General features: G+C 66.7%; 16 protein-coding genes and 2 tRNA genes. 8 read left to right on the top strand and 10 right to left on the bottom strand.

The window, feature by feature from the left end; translation table 11 throughout:
• The first annotated feature begins 144 nt into the window (after positions 1–144).
• Entirely contained in the window at positions 145–414 is a 270-nt protein-coding gene (locus U3A55_RS10425) for a DUF7692 domain-containing protein (RefSeq protein WP_330991439.1), read from the top strand.
• Positions 415–810: 396 nt separating this feature from the next.
• The gene (locus U3A55_RS10420) at positions 811–2,022 is read left to right on the top strand and encodes a hypothetical protein (RefSeq protein WP_330991438.1); all 1,212 of its coding nucleotides are present in this window, start codon (positions 811–813) and stop codon (positions 2,020–2,022) included.
• Here the strand turns inward: U3A55_RS10420 and U3A55_RS10415 are convergent.
• From U3A55_RS10415 to U3A55_RS10390, 6 genes are all read right to left on the bottom strand, one after another.
• Positions 2,019–2,483, bottom strand: coding sequence for a hypothetical protein (locus U3A55_RS10415; protein ID WP_330991437.1), 465 nt, complete (start codon positions 2,481–2,483; stop codon positions 2,019–2,021). The genes U3A55_RS10420 and U3A55_RS10415 overlap by 4 nt on opposite strands.
• A 113-nt stretch (positions 2,484–2,596) precedes the next feature.
• Positions 2,597–2,842, bottom strand: coding sequence for a hypothetical protein (locus tag U3A55_RS10410; protein WP_330991436.1), 246 nt, complete (start codon positions 2,840–2,842; stop codon positions 2,597–2,599).
• A 564-nt stretch (positions 2,843–3,406) separates the two neighbouring features.
• Positions 3,407–3,481, bottom strand: a tRNA-Arg gene (locus U3A55_RS10405).
• Between the two features lie 43 nt (positions 3,482–3,524).
• Positions 3,525–4,301, bottom strand: coding sequence for a 5'/3'-nucleotidase SurE (gene surE / locus U3A55_RS10400; protein WP_330991435.1), 777 nt, complete (start codon positions 4,299–4,301; stop codon positions 3,525–3,527).
• A gap of 37 nt (positions 4,302–4,338) precedes the next feature.
• Entirely contained in the window at positions 4,339–5,727 is a 1,389-nt protein-coding gene (locus tag U3A55_RS10395; RefSeq protein ID WP_330991434.1) for a small ribosomal subunit Rsm22 family protein, read from the bottom strand.
• Positions 5,714–6,436 (bottom strand): prephenate dehydrogenase, encoded by a 723-nt coding sequence (locus U3A55_RS10390; protein ID WP_330991433.1) that lies wholly within the window; start codon positions 6,434–6,436, stop codon positions 5,714–5,716. Before U3A55_RS10390 ends, U3A55_RS10395 begins: the two co-directional genes overlap by 14 nt.
• A 76-nt stretch (positions 6,437–6,512) precedes the next feature.
• Between U3A55_RS10390 and U3A55_RS10385 the strand changes: the two genes are divergently transcribed.
• Positions 6,513–7,088, top strand: coding sequence for a HalX domain-containing protein (locus tag U3A55_RS10385; protein WP_330991432.1), 576 nt, complete (start codon positions 6,513–6,515; stop codon positions 7,086–7,088).
• Between the two features lie 45 nt (positions 7,089–7,133).
• Positions 7,134–8,063: a response regulator gene (locus U3A55_RS10380; protein ID WP_330991431.1), complete on the top strand. Its 930-nt coding sequence runs from the start codon at positions 7,134–7,136 to the stop codon at positions 8,061–8,063.
• On the opposite strand, the gene U3A55_RS10375 is transcribed toward U3A55_RS10380, so the two are convergent.
• A complete protein-coding gene (locus U3A55_RS10375) occupies positions 8,060–9,235 on the bottom strand; it encodes a M24 family metallopeptidase (protein WP_330991430.1) in 1,176 nt (391 codons plus the stop codon). The two genes, U3A55_RS10380 and U3A55_RS10375, sit on opposite strands and share 4 nt — an antisense overlap.
• Before the next feature lie 77 nt (positions 9,236–9,312).
• Between U3A55_RS10375 and aroA the strand changes: the two genes are divergently transcribed.
• From aroA to aroC, 3 genes are all read left to right on the top strand, one after another.
• Complete coding sequence (aroA, locus tag U3A55_RS10370) at positions 9,313–10,593, top strand: 3-phosphoshikimate 1-carboxyvinyltransferase (RefSeq protein ID WP_330991429.1); 1,281 nt, start codon at positions 9,313–9,315, stop codon at positions 10,591–10,593.
• Between the two features lie 39 nt (positions 10,594–10,632).
• Positions 10,633–11,856 (top strand): alkaline phosphatase family protein, encoded by a 1,224-nt coding sequence (locus tag U3A55_RS10365; protein WP_330991428.1) that lies wholly within the window; start codon positions 10,633–10,635, stop codon positions 11,854–11,856.
• A 159-nt stretch (positions 11,857–12,015) separates the two neighbouring features.
• The gene (aroC, locus tag U3A55_RS10360; RefSeq protein ID WP_330991427.1) at positions 12,016–13,167 is read left to right on the top strand and encodes a chorismate synthase; all 1,152 of its coding nucleotides are present in this window, start codon (positions 12,016–12,018) and stop codon (positions 13,165–13,167) included.
• Here the strand turns inward: aroC and U3A55_RS10355 are convergent, their stop codons facing one another.
• Complete coding sequence (locus tag U3A55_RS10355; protein WP_330991426.1) at positions 13,168–14,610, bottom strand: hypothetical protein; 1,443 nt, start codon at positions 14,608–14,610, stop codon at positions 13,168–13,170. It lies immediately after the preceding gene.
• Positions 14,611–14,714: 104 nt separating this feature from the next.
• Between U3A55_RS10355 and U3A55_RS10350 the strand changes: the two genes are divergently transcribed.
• Positions 14,715–15,344, top strand: a complete 630-nt coding sequence (locus U3A55_RS10350; RefSeq protein ID WP_330991425.1) for a uracil-DNA glycosylase — start codon at positions 14,715–14,717, stop codon at positions 15,342–15,344.
• 281 nt (positions 15,345–15,625) lie between these two features.
• On the opposite strand, the gene U3A55_RS10345 is transcribed toward U3A55_RS10350, so the two are convergent.
• Both U3A55_RS10345 and U3A55_RS10340 read right to left on the bottom strand, forming a co-directional pair.
• A tRNA-Ser gene (locus tag U3A55_RS10345) sits at positions 15,626–15,707 on the bottom strand.
• Between the two features lie 42 nt (positions 15,708–15,749).
• Entirely contained in the window at positions 15,750–16,493 is a 744-nt protein-coding gene (locus U3A55_RS10340) for a hypothetical protein (RefSeq protein ID WP_330991424.1), read from the bottom strand.
• Between the last annotated feature and the right edge of the window lie 31 nt (positions 16,494–16,524).

Raw genomic sequence — 16,524 nt, 5'->3', positions numbered from 1 at the left:
CGTGTGCATATTCGCGCTCGCGGACACTCACGGCCCGGCGAACACTTCTGGACGACGACAGTTCTGAGGTGGAACCGTCCCGAAATTGGGGTTCGAGTGAGGCAAATTCAATGGGTCAAGTGGGTTCGTACACACGAACTTCGTATGCGAATCCGAACTGACGGCGACTACGCGCACCGCATGGACACCATCGAAGCGGCCGCCGAACGCCTCGGCGTCAACAAAACTCGTGCTGTCCTCCTCGCGTGTGACTCGGTCGGGCAGCTCCTCGACGGCGTCGAAGAAGCGCTAGAACACCCCGATCTTCCTCCGAGCGTTCAGCAGGACATCGCTGACCAACTCAGCACTCGATATATCGAGGTCAGCACGTCAAATCCCACGGCATCGGTTTCACCCGGAAACGACCACGTATGAATCGAAAGGATAGACCCCATCTAGAAGCACCCTCCTGAAGTTTAGACCGGCCTAGGAAGAACCTCCAGAGCAAGAATTCGAGAGAGTTTCAGTTTCACCATCCCGCCAAGGGTTTATATGTCTCCATCCGGTACATTCGTTCACAAGGAGCTAGCAACAATATGACGCTTTCCGAAGAATGTATCGAGGGTCTTCACCGCTGCCACGGCAAGACCTTGAACCGGCTTCAGAGGCAGCCCGGGTGGTTTCCTAATGGGCTTACCCCGACAGTAGGGCGGGGGACACATAGATTCTCTGGCTCCGGTGAGATTTTTCTCTCCCATCAACTCTCTACCGCTCGATATGGTTCCTACTCGGCGGGAGATAGCCGCTCATATCGAACGTGGAACTCGCAAAATGAGTAATCTGGAAATTACTACAGACACACTCAGCGAGGATATTCTCCTCCCGAAACGGACGGTACGTATCGGCGATAAAGCAATATCTACGCCTGCGAAGGCGATCCCGGTTCGAAAGACACGGGAACACGAGCAAGTCCACGGAGCAACGCGCGGAGTCAGCGAACTCTACTGCGAAGTGGACGCACAGAAACTCAAAAAGGAACGACGAGGTGCCACAGCAATCCGTGACCACCTCCGCCGTGGCGCGAACAAGACCCGTGACGGAGAGCTGACCGCCACCTTCGTCAGCTACACCGACACGATGACCCTGCCGGTCATCGATGCGGCGTTCTTGGTGGAGGTTCAACGGCAGTTCTCCGATGTGCTTACGGTTCCGATGATGCCGCAGTTGGCTCGGAGCGTCGATGAGGCCAAGGACGAGGACGAGGCGACGCAGGATGCGTCGTACCAGTCCTACAAGAAGAGCGTTCTTCGGTTCCTCGATCAGGCAGAAGAACGCGCCCCAAACATGCCGGTAATGGGGATGCTTCCGCGCCTCGGCTGGGACTTCACCCGCGATTTGCTGGACGTATACGCGGCGCACGATATTCGTGCCTACGCTCTCAACTTCGACCGGCGCGAGATTACCGCGGCGAGCCAGGTCAGCGTCGTGAGTCCACTGATGAACAACATCGCTGGGCGTGGAATTGAGGAACACGTTCTCTTCTACGCCATCAACCTCAGCCCGGGGCAGCGCGAGGCTGCCATCGGGGCCCGACCCGCGTCCGACTTTGCATCTGTCGGAATGGGGTTCGACATCATCGGAGGCACCCACGAGGCACCCCGGATGCCGGCAGAGGTGTTCGAGCAAGACGAAGAGGAGGACGAGGAGATCACCTTCCGCCTCTTCGACAAGGAGGACTATGTGCGGCGAGAAGCCCCGATAGATCGGCTTCCCGAAGTCTTCCCTGACGACTCTGCGCTTGACGGCGAGAGCGTTGCAGAGCGCGTCAAAGCATCGCCAAACAACGCCAAGTTCCGGCTGCAGAAGCTCGTTAACGCTGAGCAGATGGGGATGGCACTCAATGCCCTCCGGAATACCGAGAATGTCGTGCTTGAGACAGTGTCAAGCAAACCGGGGATGACTGAGAAGTCGCTCAGTGCTTGCCAGGACGTTCGGGAAAGCTTCGACGACGAGTATTTCCAGTCGGGGCTTTCCGACTTCTAAACGTCGGCCCCTGGACACCGACCTACTGCGGCTTTTCTTTCGTGCTCAATCGTCTGCATGGGCTGACCACACTCTGGGCATAAATCGTATTGGGGCGTGTCATCGGCGAAGGTGGCTTTCACCTCTGCGAGTTTCTTCCATCCAACTCGTTCACCAGCATCATTCAGATTTGCGCGCCAGAGGAGAAGCTGAGTATCTGGTCCGGGTGCTGTCAAGAGGTAATTCTCACCGTCCGCATAGAGGAGTAGCTTCGGTCCGAAATAGGGCGTACTCCGCTGAGCAACTATCGTTTTCGACGGAATATCGTATCCATCCTGTAACCGGGTTATTACGTTAGCAATCGAAATTCGGTCTTTGCGTTCAGCCCGCAGCATGACCTTCTTCGATTCATAGTCGGTGACGGGTTCTCCCCTCGGGTCATCCTTCGAGAGTAAATTGGAATCCCCAATAGCGCGGGACATGTTACTCACAAATGAGTCGTTCTAGATAAAGGGAGGTGAAGGTTCAGAAGGCGGAGAACGCTTCCTTTGTTTAGAAGGCGGGTAGACCCATCTAGCCAGAACTCGTACGGGTGCTAACGGCCCCCGCCCTGAAAGACACGAAAGATAGCCCCGAGAATCAGGGCTGCGTCAGCGATACCTAAGAGCGCCCCTACCGCCAACCAACTATTCCAAATAGTCCTTAACACCCCACTCAGCGGGCCTCTCATTGCTGGTTCAGGAACCGCTCCGAGTAGTGCGACGAGAAACACAGTTACAACTACCCACGTAATCGTCCCAAGCACAATCGCGACCACGACCGCCTCAATGTCGTCGGACATACACGTACGGACTGAGTCGGTGCGGATAAACCACTACCACAGGGAACGTCTAGAATTTTCGCGCGCCCCGTGCGGGGCTGGAACCGCGCCGGAGGCGCGGTGTACCTGACTTTTGTGCCCTTAGCCCCCTCCTCCTTGGTAGGCCCCCACCCGGAAAACACTCCTAATACGTACGTGAAAACCACGAAAAGAAGGGTGGTTGGTGGTGTTGCAACTCCGCCGGCGGGCCGTCAGACCCGTAGCAGCTGCCAGAACGCCGTCGCACCGCGCCGGTCGCCACGCCGGTACCGGACTCGCGCGTTCCGAATCGCCGCCTCGTCGCGGCCCGTCCGTCCACAACTCGAACGCCCGCTGCACGCGCTCGCTTCGCTGCGCGCGCCTGACAGGGTTCGACTCCTTCGCGCGACACTTATCACTACTCACTATCGTTCGCAGGACAAGTGGGCGCTGCAGGATTGTGAACCTCCGAGAGACGGTCGCCTCACGTCGTTCGTCGCTGCGACTCTCGTCGTTCAAATCCTTCGGCCCAGATTCAGCTCCTCCCGTGTGGTCGTCGCAAAATCATGGGCGCTGCAGGATTTGAACCCGCGGCGTCTTGGTCCGAAGCCAAGTGCTCTGTCCAAGCTGAGCTAAGCGCCCGCACGTGTAGTTGTCGGCGCTGCGGGTTTGACGGTTTCGATTCTCAGTAGGTTTCGGCGAGGGCGTCGAGAGCGTCGTGGTGGTTGGTGGAGTGGGGGGCGGTGAGGGGGCTGACGGAGACGTGTCCGTCGAGGACTGAGCGGCGGTCGGTGCCTTCCGGGTCGTCGATGTCGCCGGATTCCATGTGGTCCCACATGCGGTCGTGGATGGTGACGTGGGTGGCGTCCTGGCGGCGGGCGGTCATGTCGTAGGCGTCGCTGGGGCGGGTGATGCGCATCTCGCCGGATTCCTGGCCGGTGATGGGGGCGTTGACGTTGAGGTAGTCGGCGTGGTCGAAGACGCCGGCGTCGAGGGCGTGTTCGGCGAGGTATTTGGTTGCGTGGGCGGCGGTCTGGTAGCCGGCGGTGGTGAGGTCGCGGGAGCCGACTTGGCCGGGTTCGAGGAGGCGGGAGACGGCGATTGCGGGGACGTCGAAGAAGGCGGCTTCGACGGCGGCGGAGACGGTGCCGGAGCGGCCGAGGACGTACGTGCCGAGGTTCGCGCCGGCGTTGCAGCCGGCGACGACGAGGTCGGGGGTTGGGCCGAGGGCTTCCATGCCGGCGACGACGCAGTCGGCGGGCGTTCCTTCGACCGCGTAGCCGGCGTCGCGTTCTTCGACCTGTACGTCGGTCGACATCGCGCGGCCGGTGGCGCTCTGGTCGTCCGCGGGGGCGACGACGGTGACGTCCCCGATATCGGTGAGGGCGTCGTGGACGGCGTGGAGTCCGGGGTTGTCGATGCCGTCGTCGTTCGTGAGGAGGATGTCGAGCGACTCGCTCATGGCTATTGGTTCGCGCGGTGGGGGATAAGTCCCGTCGTTAGCGCGCGCGGTCGACGACGGTGTCCTCGTCGACGACGACGTTGTACGCGGCTTCGTCGTCGTTCCAGAGGACGAGGCCTTCCTCGATGGAGAGCACGCTCCCGTAGGGTGCGCGGGCGAGCGCGGCGTTCAACGCGTCCTCGTTCACGTGAACCGCGTACGCGTCCTCGTTCTCGCTGCCGTCGCTGATTTTGTAGACGGGGTTCGCGTTCTCGTCGGCGAGGTTCGCGCTGAGTTTCGCGACGAGGAGGTTCACGCGGTTCGTAACGTGTGATTCGGCGTCCGCGAGTTTCGCGACGCGTGATTCGTCGAGCGCGATGTCGTATCGTCGCTCGCCGTCCGTGCGGAGGAGCGAGTACGAGAACTTCACGGTCTCGTTCAGGAACTCGCTCGGCCGCGGTGCGTTCTCGGCGAGCCGGCGCTGGAACCCCGGTGGTTCGATGTCGGGCCGGTGGTCGAAACTCCAGCCGGTATCGGTGGGGCGTTCGTTCGGCCAGAACCGGACGGTGGGGCCGTAGACGGTCGCGCCCCGGGATTCGAGTGCTCGTTCGGTCTCGCGGAGGCCGATGCTGGTGTTTCGGTCGGCGGGCGCGAGCGCGAGCAGCGTACCGTCGTCCGCGAGCGCGGAGAGGAGTTTCTCGCCGGCGGCGACGGGGTCGTCGAGTTCGGAGAGCACGCTGCACGCCATGACGAGGTCGTACTCGCCATCGGGCGTGAACTCCTCGATGCGCTCTCTGGTGATTTCGGTGTGGAAGTTCGGGCCGGTTTCGTCGAGGAGGGAGTCGAGCACGTCGGCGGCGTCGCTCGGCTCGACGGCGTGGTAGTCCACGAGCGCGTCGTCGGGGAGGTAGTCGTGCAGGCCGAGCGCGGGGCCGCCGACGCCCGCGCCCACGTCGAGCACGCGGAGGTCGCCGGAAAGCCGGCCGTCCTGCGCGAGGTAGTCGAGCGGGTACTGGACGGCCGCGTAGTAGTCCGGGAGGTGGTAGATGCCGTAGCCGAGCGCGGCCTCGTAGTCGTACTCGACGGGATGCTGGCGGTAGTAGTCCTCCTTCAGGCGTCGAATCGTCTCCCGCAGGCGCTTCCCGGAGTCGTTCTTCTGCCAGTTCCGTCCGTACTCGTCGAACAGGAGGTCCTCGAACGCGAACGCGTACCCGTCGGGGAACGCGGTCACCGGGTCGAAGTGCGGGCGGACGGGCGAGTCGTCGGCGGGGACGAACGTGCCGTCCTCGCGCTCGACGAGTCCGAGGTCCGCGGCTTCGTCCCGGAGCGCGAGCGCGACGACACGGTGGTCGGCCTCGACGTAGTCCGAGAGTTCCTCGGGGTCGAGCGGCCGAACGCCCCGGAGGTACTTCGCGGTGTCCCGCAGGCGCTCCCTATCGACCGGCATCCTCGTACACCTCCGTGAACTCCTCGCTCGCCAGTCGCTCTGCGGCGTCCCGGATGTCCTCCGCGCCGTCGAACGCGTCCTGAATGTCGCCGTAGACGCGCGGCGTTCCGCTCGTCACGCGGTCCGCAAGCGAACGCAGGTCCTCGTACACGGGCGTCTCTAGGCCGTCGGGCACGTCCTCCGCGGCGAGCGCGAACGCGAGAATCGCGGCGTGCGTCCGGCCCTGCACGGTCCGCATCGCGTCGTCGTGCTCCTCGGGTTCGACATCGACGAGCGTGTTCCCGGCGTCCTCCAGCTGGCGGAGCACGCCGTCCGTCGCGGGGCCGCCAGCGCCCGTCGACACCGCGACGTTTCCGGGCGCGCTGTCCCCCGCGAACAACGGGTGGAGGCTCACGCGTTCCCGGGCCGGCGCGGCGCGCGCCATCGCCGCGAGCGGGTCTGTCATCTGTCCGGTCACGTCGACGACGGCCTGCTGCGCGCGCCCCGACTGCGCCTCGATAACCTCGGCGGCGGCGTCCATCGGCACCGCGACGCAGACGAGTCCGTAGCGCTGTTCGCCGTCGAGACTCGCGACGCTCCCGCGCCCCCCGAGGGCGTCCGCGGCGTCCCGGGCCGCGTCCTCGTTCACGTCAGCGAACGCGACGGCGTTCGAGACGGTTCGCGCGAACCACCGACCCATCTCGCCCGCGCCGACGACGAGTACGTCCATCACCAGAGCGTACCGGACGACCCGGCAAAAGGCATTCGTAACAAGAGTCTTAGGGCCGCCGGGACTACTGAGGGCTATGACGGACCGGGCGACCGTCCTCGTGGTGGAGGACGAACGCGACCTCGCGGACCTCTACAAGTCGTGGTTGTCGGCCGACTACGACGTCCGGGTCGCCGGGACGGCCGAGGGCGCGCTCGACGCTATCGACGCCACCGTCGACGTGGCGCTCGTCGACCGCCGCCTTCCCGAGATGGACGGCGACGAACTCCTCGCCGCCCTCCAGGACACCAACCCCGACCTCCGCGTCGCGCTGGTCTCCGGTATCGAACCCGACTTCGACATCATCGGCCTCGGGTTCGACGCGTACGTCGTCAAACCCGTCTCCCGGACGGAACTCCACGACGTGGTCCGCCGCCTCCTCGCCCGCGCGGTGTACAGCGACGAGATTCAGGAGTTCTTCGCGCTCGCGTCGAAACGCGCGGCGCTCGAAGCCGAGAAATCGCAGGCGGAACTCGCGAACAGCGACGCCTACCACGACCTTGTCGACCGCATCCGCTCGCGCCGCGCCGAACTGGACGACCTCCTCTCCCAGCTCACGACCGACGACTTCGTCGCCGTGTTCCGCGAACTCAACGACGGACTCCGGGAGTGATCTGCCAACGCCTATTTACCGCTCAGTTCCGTTACCTCGAACCGTATGGACGGGAGTGCGCGCGTGCTCTACATCGGCTGCGGGGACGGTGTCCAGGAGCGCGCCGACCGTATCGCGGCCCACCGCGACACGCTCGCTATCCGCGTCGCCGACACCGAGTCGGCGCTGTTCGACGCGCTCTCCGAGGAACGAGTGGACTGCGTAGTGAGCGAGCACGACCCCGACACCCTGAACGGCATAGAGTTGCTCTCCCGCGTGCGGGACGTGGACCCCGCCGTTCCGTTCATTCTGTTCACGGCGAACGGGAGCGAGGCGGTCGCGAGCGCGGCCGTCGACGCGGGCGTGTCGAACTACGTGCCGCGGTCGGACGACGGGGCGTACGCCGACCTCGCGGACGCCTGTCAGTCGGCCGCCGACCAGTATCTCGCGGAGCGCGACGTAGCGATGCTGAACGACCTCGCGCGGAACGTCTACGAGCGCATCACGGACGCCTTTTTCGCGGTGGACCGCGACTGGAACGTCACGTACGTGAACGAGGAGGCCGAGGAGTTACTGGACGTGCGCGCGGAGGACGTGATTGACGAGAACCTCTGGGACGAGTTCGAGGAAGCCGTTGGGTCGCCGTTCTACACGGAGTTCCATCGAGCCATCGCGACCCAGGAGGCCGTAACATTCACCGAGCGCTACGACCCGATAGACGAACACCTTCAGATGCGGGCGTTCCCGTCCGAGGACGGCCTCTCCGTGCACTTCCACGCAATCGACCCGGGGAACGAGGCTGTGGACGGCGCGCACCTCCTCGAACTCACGAACGTGTTATCCTACGACCTCATCGACTCCATCGAGCGGGCGCAGACCGCGCTGAACGACGTGCGGGAGGGCGACCGCGAGGCAATCGACGACGTGGCGGAAGCCCTCGACCGCATGGACGACCTGGTGAATCACTCCATCACGCTCGCCTCGAACCCGGACTAGAGTTCGAAGTCGAGCGGGTAGTCCGTGAAGTTCTCGTAGCCGTCCTCGGTGACGACGACGATGTCTTCCAGGCGGACGCCGCCGACGTCGGGGTCGTAGAGGCCGGGTTCGATGGTGACGACGTGCCCGGGTTCGAGTTCGTCGGTTGCGTTCGTCGAGACCGAGGGCGCTTCGTGCACGTCGAGGCCGACGCCGTGGCCGGTGCTGTGAATGTAGCCCGTTTCCGTGCTCGGGTCGCTCCGGAGCGTGGCGTAGCCGGCGTCCTCGTACACGTCGCAGACGGCGTGGTGGACGTCCTCACCGGTCGCGCCGGGTTCGAGCGCGTCGAACGCCGCGTCCAGCGCCTCCCGCGTGACGTCGTAGAACTCGCGGGCCTCGGTGGTCGCGTCGCCCTTCACGAACGTCCGCGTCATGTCCGCGTGGTACTTCGTCTCCTTGTCCCGCGGGAAGATGTCGATGATGATTGTTTCGTCCGCGCGGAGCGGGCCGCTCCCGCGGTCGTGCGGAATCGACGCGGACTCCCCGCACGCGACGATGGTTTCGTCGAGCGAACAGCCGTGCCGGAGGAGCGTCACCTCTATCTCCTCCTTCACGCGCTCGGACGTGAGCGGCTCGCCCTCGTAGTGGAGGACGCCGTCCCGCACCGACGCGGCCTCGATGAGCGTCTGCGCGGCCCGCATCGCCGCCTCGTTCGCCTCCTGCGCGGCCTTCACGTGCTCGACCTCCTCGTCGGTTTTCGTCGCGCGAATCGTCCTCACCGTCTCGTCGTCGTCCACGTCGACGGAGACGCCGTGGTCGCGGAGACCGTCGGCGGTGGCGAGCGGGAAGCGCTCGTTCACCAGGACGGCGTCGACGCCGAACTCGTCGAGGAACTCGGCGTAGAGGAGGTCGCGCGCGGTCGACGTGTCGTTGTTCGCGCGCTTCTCCTGGTAGTCGTAGTCCGCGTACCGCCGCACGGTGTCCGCGCGCGACTCCCCTTTCGCCCGCGTGAACTCAAGCCCGGAGACGAGCAACACCGTCTCGTCGGGCGTGTAGAGGGAGACGAACGGGTCGCTCGCGTCGAACCCCGAGAGGTAGAGCTGGTCGGAAGTCGAGGCGTCCGCGTCGAGCAGATAACCGTCGGCGTCCGCGTTGTCGAGGGCGTCGTCGAGCGCGCCGAAGTCGGGTTCCATACTCGTGGCGTCCGCTGGCGCGAGTAAAACCCTACCGCCTCCGGAACGCCTACGTGCCGCCCGAGCGACTCCCCGCCATGGACGTCACGGTCACGAACTCTCGCGTGCACGGGGACGCGGACGCGCCGCCGTCGAAGAGCTACACGCACCGCGCGATTCTCGCCGCCGGGTACAGCGACGGCGCGCGCGTCCGCAACCTCCTTGACAGCGCGGACACGAAGGCGACGATGGGCGCGGTCGACGCGTTCGGTGGCGACCTCGTCGAGGTCGCGGACACGCTCGAAGTCGACGGGTTCGACGGCCGTCCCGACGTGCCGCCCGACGTACTGGACTGCGCGAACAGCGGGACGACGATGCGCCTCGTCACCGCCGCCGCGGCGCTCGCGGACGGCATCACCGTGCTCACCGGGGACGCGTCGCTCAGGTCGCGCCCGCAGGGCCCGCTGCTCGACGCGCTCAACGCGCTCGGTGCTCGCGCGGAGAGCACGCGCGGAAACGGTCAGGCACCGCTCGTCGTGGAGGGCCCGATATCGGGCGGCCGCGTCGAGATTCCCGGCGACGTGTCGAGTCAGTTCATCACCGCGCTCCTGATGGCCGGCGCGGTCACCGAGGACGGCGTCGACATCGACCTCACGACCGAACTCAAGTCCGAACCCTACGTCGACCTCACGCTCGACGTGCTCGACGACTTCGGCGTCGACGCGACGCGGACCGACGACGGCTATCGCGTCCCCGGCGGCCAGACCTACCGCGCCGAGGAGTACCAGGTGCCCGGCGACTTCTCCTCCGCGTCCTACCTCGTCGGCGCTGGCGCGCTCGCGGGCGACGACTCGGTGACCGTTCACAACGTCTACCCGAGCGAACAGGGCGACAGCGCCATCCTCGACATCGTCGAGCGGATGGGCGCGCGCGTCGACTGGAACCGGGACGACGGAACCGCCACGGTCGAGCGCGCGCCGCTCTCCGGCGTCGAGGTCGACGTCGGGGACACGCCCGACCTCCTTCCGACGATTGCGGCGCTCGGCGCGGCCGCGGACGGCACCACGCGCATCACGAACTGCGAACACGTTCGGTTCAAGGAGACGGACCGCGTGGACGCGATGGCGGCCGAACTCGCCGCGCTCGGCGCGAGCGTCGAGGAGGAACGCGACACGCTCACCGTCCACGGCGGCCAGAGCGACCTCGTCGGGGCGACGCTCTCCGGGCACGGCGACCACCGCATCGTCATGGCGCTCACGCTCGCCGGTCTCGTAGCCGACGGCGACACCACCATCACGGGCGCGCACCACGTGGACGTATCCTTCCCCGGGTTCTTCGACACGCTCTACGACCTCGGCGCGAGCGTCACGCTCGACTGAATCCCCCACGCTTCTTACTGCGCGGTTCGTCCGGCCGGTATGATTCGCTCCAGTCTCGCGGAGACGCTCGCGAGCGACGAACTCGAACCGGGGTTCGTTCGGCCCGCATACGACGACTACTGCTTCGCGCACGTTCCCGGCACCGCCGCCGGCGTGCTCGGGGAGGACCTGGGTCCCGCGCTCCCCGACGACGCCCTCCAGCACGTCGACACGGACGCCTCCACCGTGGTCGTCCTGCTCGTGGACGCGCTCGGTTTCGAGCACGCCCGCCGGCTCGCGGACTCGAACCACCTCATGGGCGGGTTCGCCGAGCACGGGACGGTGACGCCGCTCACCTCCACGTATCCCTCGGAGACCGCGGCGTGCGTCACGACGATGCAGACCGCGCGCTATCCAGTCGAGCACGGCCTGCTCGGGTGGAACGCGTACGACCCGGACGCGGACACGGTGTACGATTCGCTTCCCATGCTCGCGAAGGACGGCGGCGACCTCTCGCTCACCGCCCGCGAGCGCTTCGACGGCGACACCGTCTTCGACCGGCTCGACGCGGCGGGTGTGGACTGTCATACCGTGCAGGAGCACCAGACGCCGACGGACGCCGCGACCGACCACCACTGCGAGACCGTTGGCGAGTTCGCCGCGACGCTCGCCGAGGTCGTTGAGGCGGCCGCGGACGAGGAGCGCTCGTACGTCTACGCGTACTACTCGGGCGTCGACGCGACCGGCCACAACGTCGGCCCCGACCATCCGGCGTACGAACTGGAAGGACACGCGGTGCTCTCCGCGGTCGAGCGCGCGCTCGGCGACGTGTCCGCGGACGCGAAGGACGAGACGCTGGTGACGCTCACCGCCGACCACGGCCAGGTGGACACGACCGGGAAGACGCGGACGCTCGACGCGCTCGACGGCGTGCTGGACGAACTCCGGCGCGACCGCTCGGGCACGCCGCTCGTGCTCGGCGGCCCGCGGAACGTCCACCTGCACGTGGACGGCGACCGCTCGCGGGTCCGGGCGGCGCTCGACGGCGAGGACGCGCTCGTGTTCACCAGGGAGGAAGCGCTCGCTATCGACCTCTGGGGGCCGGGCGAGCCGGGGCCGGCGTTCGAGCGGAACTGCGGCGACCTCGTCGTCGTCCCCCGCGAGGGGATGCTGTGGTACGCCGCGGAGGACCACCAGCTCGAACTCGTGGGGATGCACGGCGGACTCGACGCTCGGGAGCTGCTCGTGCCGTTCGCGGCGGCGGGGCTCGCGGACCTCTGCTAGCACGGGACTCTCCGAGGGGCGCGTCGGTCGAGTCCCGGGGTTTCGCGGGGCCGGCGCGCTCGACGGCTACGTCACGCCCGGTCTGGCTCCGTCCTCGTATTTGAACGGTCGGTTGCGTGGAGTACAAACCCTAAATGCGCCCGCGATAGAGAGGGTGGTATGAACGGAAACCGGTTCGGGCGGCTGTTCCAGGTGACGACGTACGGGGAGAGCCACGGCCCCGGGATGGGCGTCACCGTCTCCGGCTGTCCCGCGGGTCTCGAACTCACGGAGGAGGATGTGCAGCGCGAGCTCGACCGCCGCAAGCCCGGGCAGTCGATGATAACGACCTCGCGCGGGGAGCCGGACGAGGTGTCGATTCAGTCGGGATTGCAGGACGGGTACACGACCGGGACGCCCATCGGGATGACCATCGAGAACAAGGACGCCCGGTCGGGGAAGTACGAGCCGTTCATCACGGCGCCCCGCCCGAGCCACGGCGATTTCACGTACTCCGCGAAGTTCGGAACGCGGAACTGGGGCGGCGGCGGCCGGTCGTCCGCGCGCGAGACCGTGAACTGGGTCGCCGCGGGCGCCATCGCGGACAAGATTCTCGAATCCGAGGGTATCGAGGTGAAGGCGCACGTGAACCAAATTGGGGATATCGAGGCGCCCGACGTGTCCTTCTCGGAGATGCTCGAACACACCGAGGAGAACGACGTGCGGTGTGCGCACCCCGAGACCGCCGAACGGATGCAGGAGCGCATCGAGGAGTACCAGGACGCGGGCGACTCCATCGGCGGCTCCATCTACTTCGAAGTGCAGGGCGTCCCGCGCGGACTGGGCGCGCCGCGGTTCGACTCGGTGAGCGCGCGACTCGGCCAGGCGCTGATGGCAGTGCCCGCGGCGACGGCGTTCGAGTTCGGGTTAGGTCGTGACGCCCGCGAGTACACCGGTTCGGAGCGTAACGACGAGTGGAAGTTCGATTCGGATGGTGAGCCCGTGCCCGTGGAGAACGACCACGGCGGCATCCAGGGCGGAATCACGACGGGCGAGCCGATTTACGGCGAGCTGACCCTGCACGCGCCCACGTCGATTCCGAAACCCCAGCAGACCGTGGACTGGGAGACGGGCGAGGAGAAGACGGAGCAGGTTATCGGCCGCCACGACCCCGTGCTCCCGCCGCGCGGCGTGCCGGTCGTGGAGTCGATGCTCTCGCTCACGCTCGTGGATTTCATGCTGCTTTCGGGCCGCATCAACCCCGACCGGCTCGACGGCCAGCCCGGCGAGTACGATACGGACTACCACCCGAGCAGTCCGCGGAACGAGTAGTCACGCGCGCCACGCGGCGAACGCGTTTCCGTCGTACCGGAACACGCGCTCGGGTTCGCCCCCGTGGAGCGCGTCGTCGACGACACCGTCCGTCGTCCGCAGTCGCACTTTCTGCACGCCGTCCTCGAAGAACGGAAGGGTGTTCCTGAGGCCGCGGTTCCGCGGCCGCATCACTTGCTCGGGGAGGAGGCGGGTGTCCGCGTCGTCGGTTCGCTGCACGACGAGCGTAGCGCGGTCGCCGCCGTCGTCGGGCGTGCTCGCCCGAACAAGTCGGTACTCGCGCTCGACGGACACGTCCTCGGTCGGCGTCACCGAGACCGCGGGCGCGTCGATATCGAACAGCGCGGCGTGCGTCGGGCCGGATTCGCTCGACATGTTCACGTGGAAGGCGTAGCGGCCGCCGCCGAGGTGGCCGAGCGCGACGGCGTTCTCGCACTCGACGCTCGGGCCGCTGAACGCGTGGAACGTCCACGTGTGCGTGTCGCCGGGCGCGAGCGGCGTCAGCGGAACGGGAATCGCCCACGGCGCGATGTGGTACCAGTCGTCCTCGACCTGTTTGTAGAGCGTCCAGTCGTAGACGTTTCCGGAGAGGGGTTCCGTTCGGTGGTTGTGGAGCGTGAACTCCACCGCGGCGGGCGCGTCGACGCGTTCCGCGCTCGGCCGGAGGAACGCCTGCGTCTCGGGCGTCGCGTCGTGATACCACGCTGGCGACTGCTCGGCGAACGCGGGCGGCGTCGCGTCCTCGAACGCCGACTCCTCGGTCGGCCCCGGCTGCGAGGACTGCCAGGCCGAGAGCGTGAGTGGGTCGTCGGTGTACCCGAACGCGTAGCGGCCGGGCGGGAAGGAATCCGGTCGTTCCGGCACGACCGCGAACTCCCCGACGAGCGTCTCGCCGGGAGCGAGTTCGACCGCTTCCGGCTGCCAGCGGTCGGGCGGGCCGTCGAGATACCAGCCGCCGGATTCGGCGCGGGCGACCGCGGGAACTGTCGTCGCGAACCCGTGGCGTTCGGTCGGCGCGAGGTAGAGCGTGTGGTCGTAGTCGCGGCCGGGAGACGCGTGCGGGGTCGTGTCGAACGGCGGCACCTCGTCGAGGCGGAGCGTGGTCTCGTACTCGGTGTCGTTCGTCAGCGTCGCCGTCACCCGCGCGGGATGGTCGGCGGTCGCGGTCGCGGACAGCCACGCCCGCATCACGAGGCCGCTCGGGAGGCGTCGCCGGCCGCCGAGCAGGCTTATCGTCCGGTCCCGCGTCTCGAACACCGCGGTCGTCGCGTCGGCGAGTCCGGTATCCGGCGGCGTCGGCGCGTCGGACGTGGTGGGCGTGGTCGTTCGCGTCGAATCGTCGTGTGTCGTCGTCCCGGTCGTCGCGTTCCCGCGCTCGTTACAGCCCGCGAGCGCGGCCACACTCCCCGCGGCGAGCGACGACAGGAGGGCACGTCGCTTCATACCTCAGTGCTCGCCCGCCCGAAGTAAGCGCCTTGTGGAGACGAAAACGCCCGTTTCAGTCTGTGGCGATGCACCTAACCCGCTCGCCGCCCACGAACCGGGTGATGGACGCCCGGCAGGAGACCCAGCGCAACCCGTACGGGATGGACGAGGAATGCACGAACTGCGCTCGCGCCGCCGGCCGCGACCGCGTCGTCCACGGCTACGGCGACGCCGGCGCCGACTTCGTCTTCGTCGGCCACACCCCCAGCGCGGCCGCTGAAGCCGCCGGCGTGCCCTTTGTCGGCGACGAACCCGGAGAGCGCTTTCAGGACATACTCGGGAACCTCGGACTCAACAACAGCCTCCCTACCAGCACCAGCCCCGAACTCGACAACGCCTACCTCTGTTATCTCGCGCGGTGTCGTCACCTCGACCACCCGCCGACCGACGACGAACTCCACGCCTGCGAACCCTACCTCACCGCCGACATCCGCATGATAAACCCCGAAATCATCGTCCCCGTCGGCGAACGCGCCCTCGACGAAATCGCCCGCGAATACACCACCACTCCCGCCGGCGAACTCAGTATTCAGGACCACCACGCCACCAGCGTCCGCGGCCGCGGCTTCGAACTCGTTCCCATGAAACACCCCGGCCGCATGACTGACGCCGAGAAAGAACAGTTCATCACCTACTTCCTCGACCTCCTCCAGACCGACTACCGACAAACCAAGGGCCGACGCGGCCGATAACACCGAACTCACCAGAAACACGTTCTCACCGTGCGGCAGAGCCGCGCGGGCTGAGCGCCGACTAACGCGGCGCTATGCGCCGCGCTTGGAGGTGCGACGGCTTTTTGGTGGAGGGTTTTGCCAGCGAGCGAAGCGAACGCAGCAAAAAATCCAGTATTCGAACTCGGACGAGACGGTCGCTCACGTCGTTCGCGCTGCGACTCGTCTGCTCGAATCCAGCGTTCTCGGTTTCCCTCCGGAGTCGCGCAGCCGAGACTGCGCGAATCAGTGTCGGGAAAACGCGGTGAGGCTGGGATTCGAACCCAGGAGGCTTGCGCCACCGGTTTTCAAGACCGGCGCAATAGGCCGCTCTGCCACCTCACCTCGTGCGTGTGGAGTCGGAGCGCGCACTTTACGGTGTCGTCTCTAGGCGCGCTGGAGGCCGTCGTCGGTGAGGTGGACGCCGAGTTCGGCGACGTACTGGGTGGTGTGGGCGGGGACGATGCGGCCGGCGCGGCGGCGGGCGTTGAGGACGGGGAGGAGGGTTTCGAGGTCGGTGCCGGTGCGGACGAGGGGTTGGTGGGAGAGGAAGTCCACGTCGTGGTCGGCATCGCGGGCGTGGGCGGTGATGGTGTCGAGTTCGGGGGTGGTGTACGCGCCGGCGAAGTCGATGGTGTCGGCGAACCCGGCGTAGTGGACGCGGCCGCGGTCGCTGGGACCGAGGACGACGTCGCGGCGGCGGAGTTTCATCGCGGCGCTGTCGAGGTCTTTGCGGGCGAGGAGGGGTGCGCGCGGGTCGACGACGGCGACGGTGGCGTGGTCCTCGTCGCGGAGGAGGTGGGTGACGGTGTTACCGACGCGAGCGTCGTAACTGGAGCCGACCTGGACTTCGAAGCGGGCGTCCTCGGGGTCTTCGAGCGCGTCCGTGACGGCCGCGCGGAGGTCGGCCTCGGGTGGGCGGCCGGTCTCGTGTTCCGGAGGGATGTCCTCCGCGGGCGGGTAGTTGACGAGGAGGCTGCCGCCGCTGGTGGCCGCGGCGACGCACGCGTCCTTCAGCATCGCCTCGTAGAGGCCGGTGGCTTCGGATTCGGTGAGCGGCGAGGTTTCGGGGAGGTCGGGGAGGACGAGGCCGTCGCGTGGCGGGTCGGCGAGCAGGACGTGAACGGTCATATCCGCCTCTCGGGCGGGCGCGCCGTAAAGG

Source organism: Salarchaeum sp. III, from assembly GCF_036418315.1.
Taxonomy (GTDB): domain Archaea; phylum Halobacteriota; class Halobacteria; order Halobacteriales; family Halobacteriaceae; genus Salarchaeum.
This window is presented reverse-complemented; position numbering and strand designations above follow the sequence as displayed.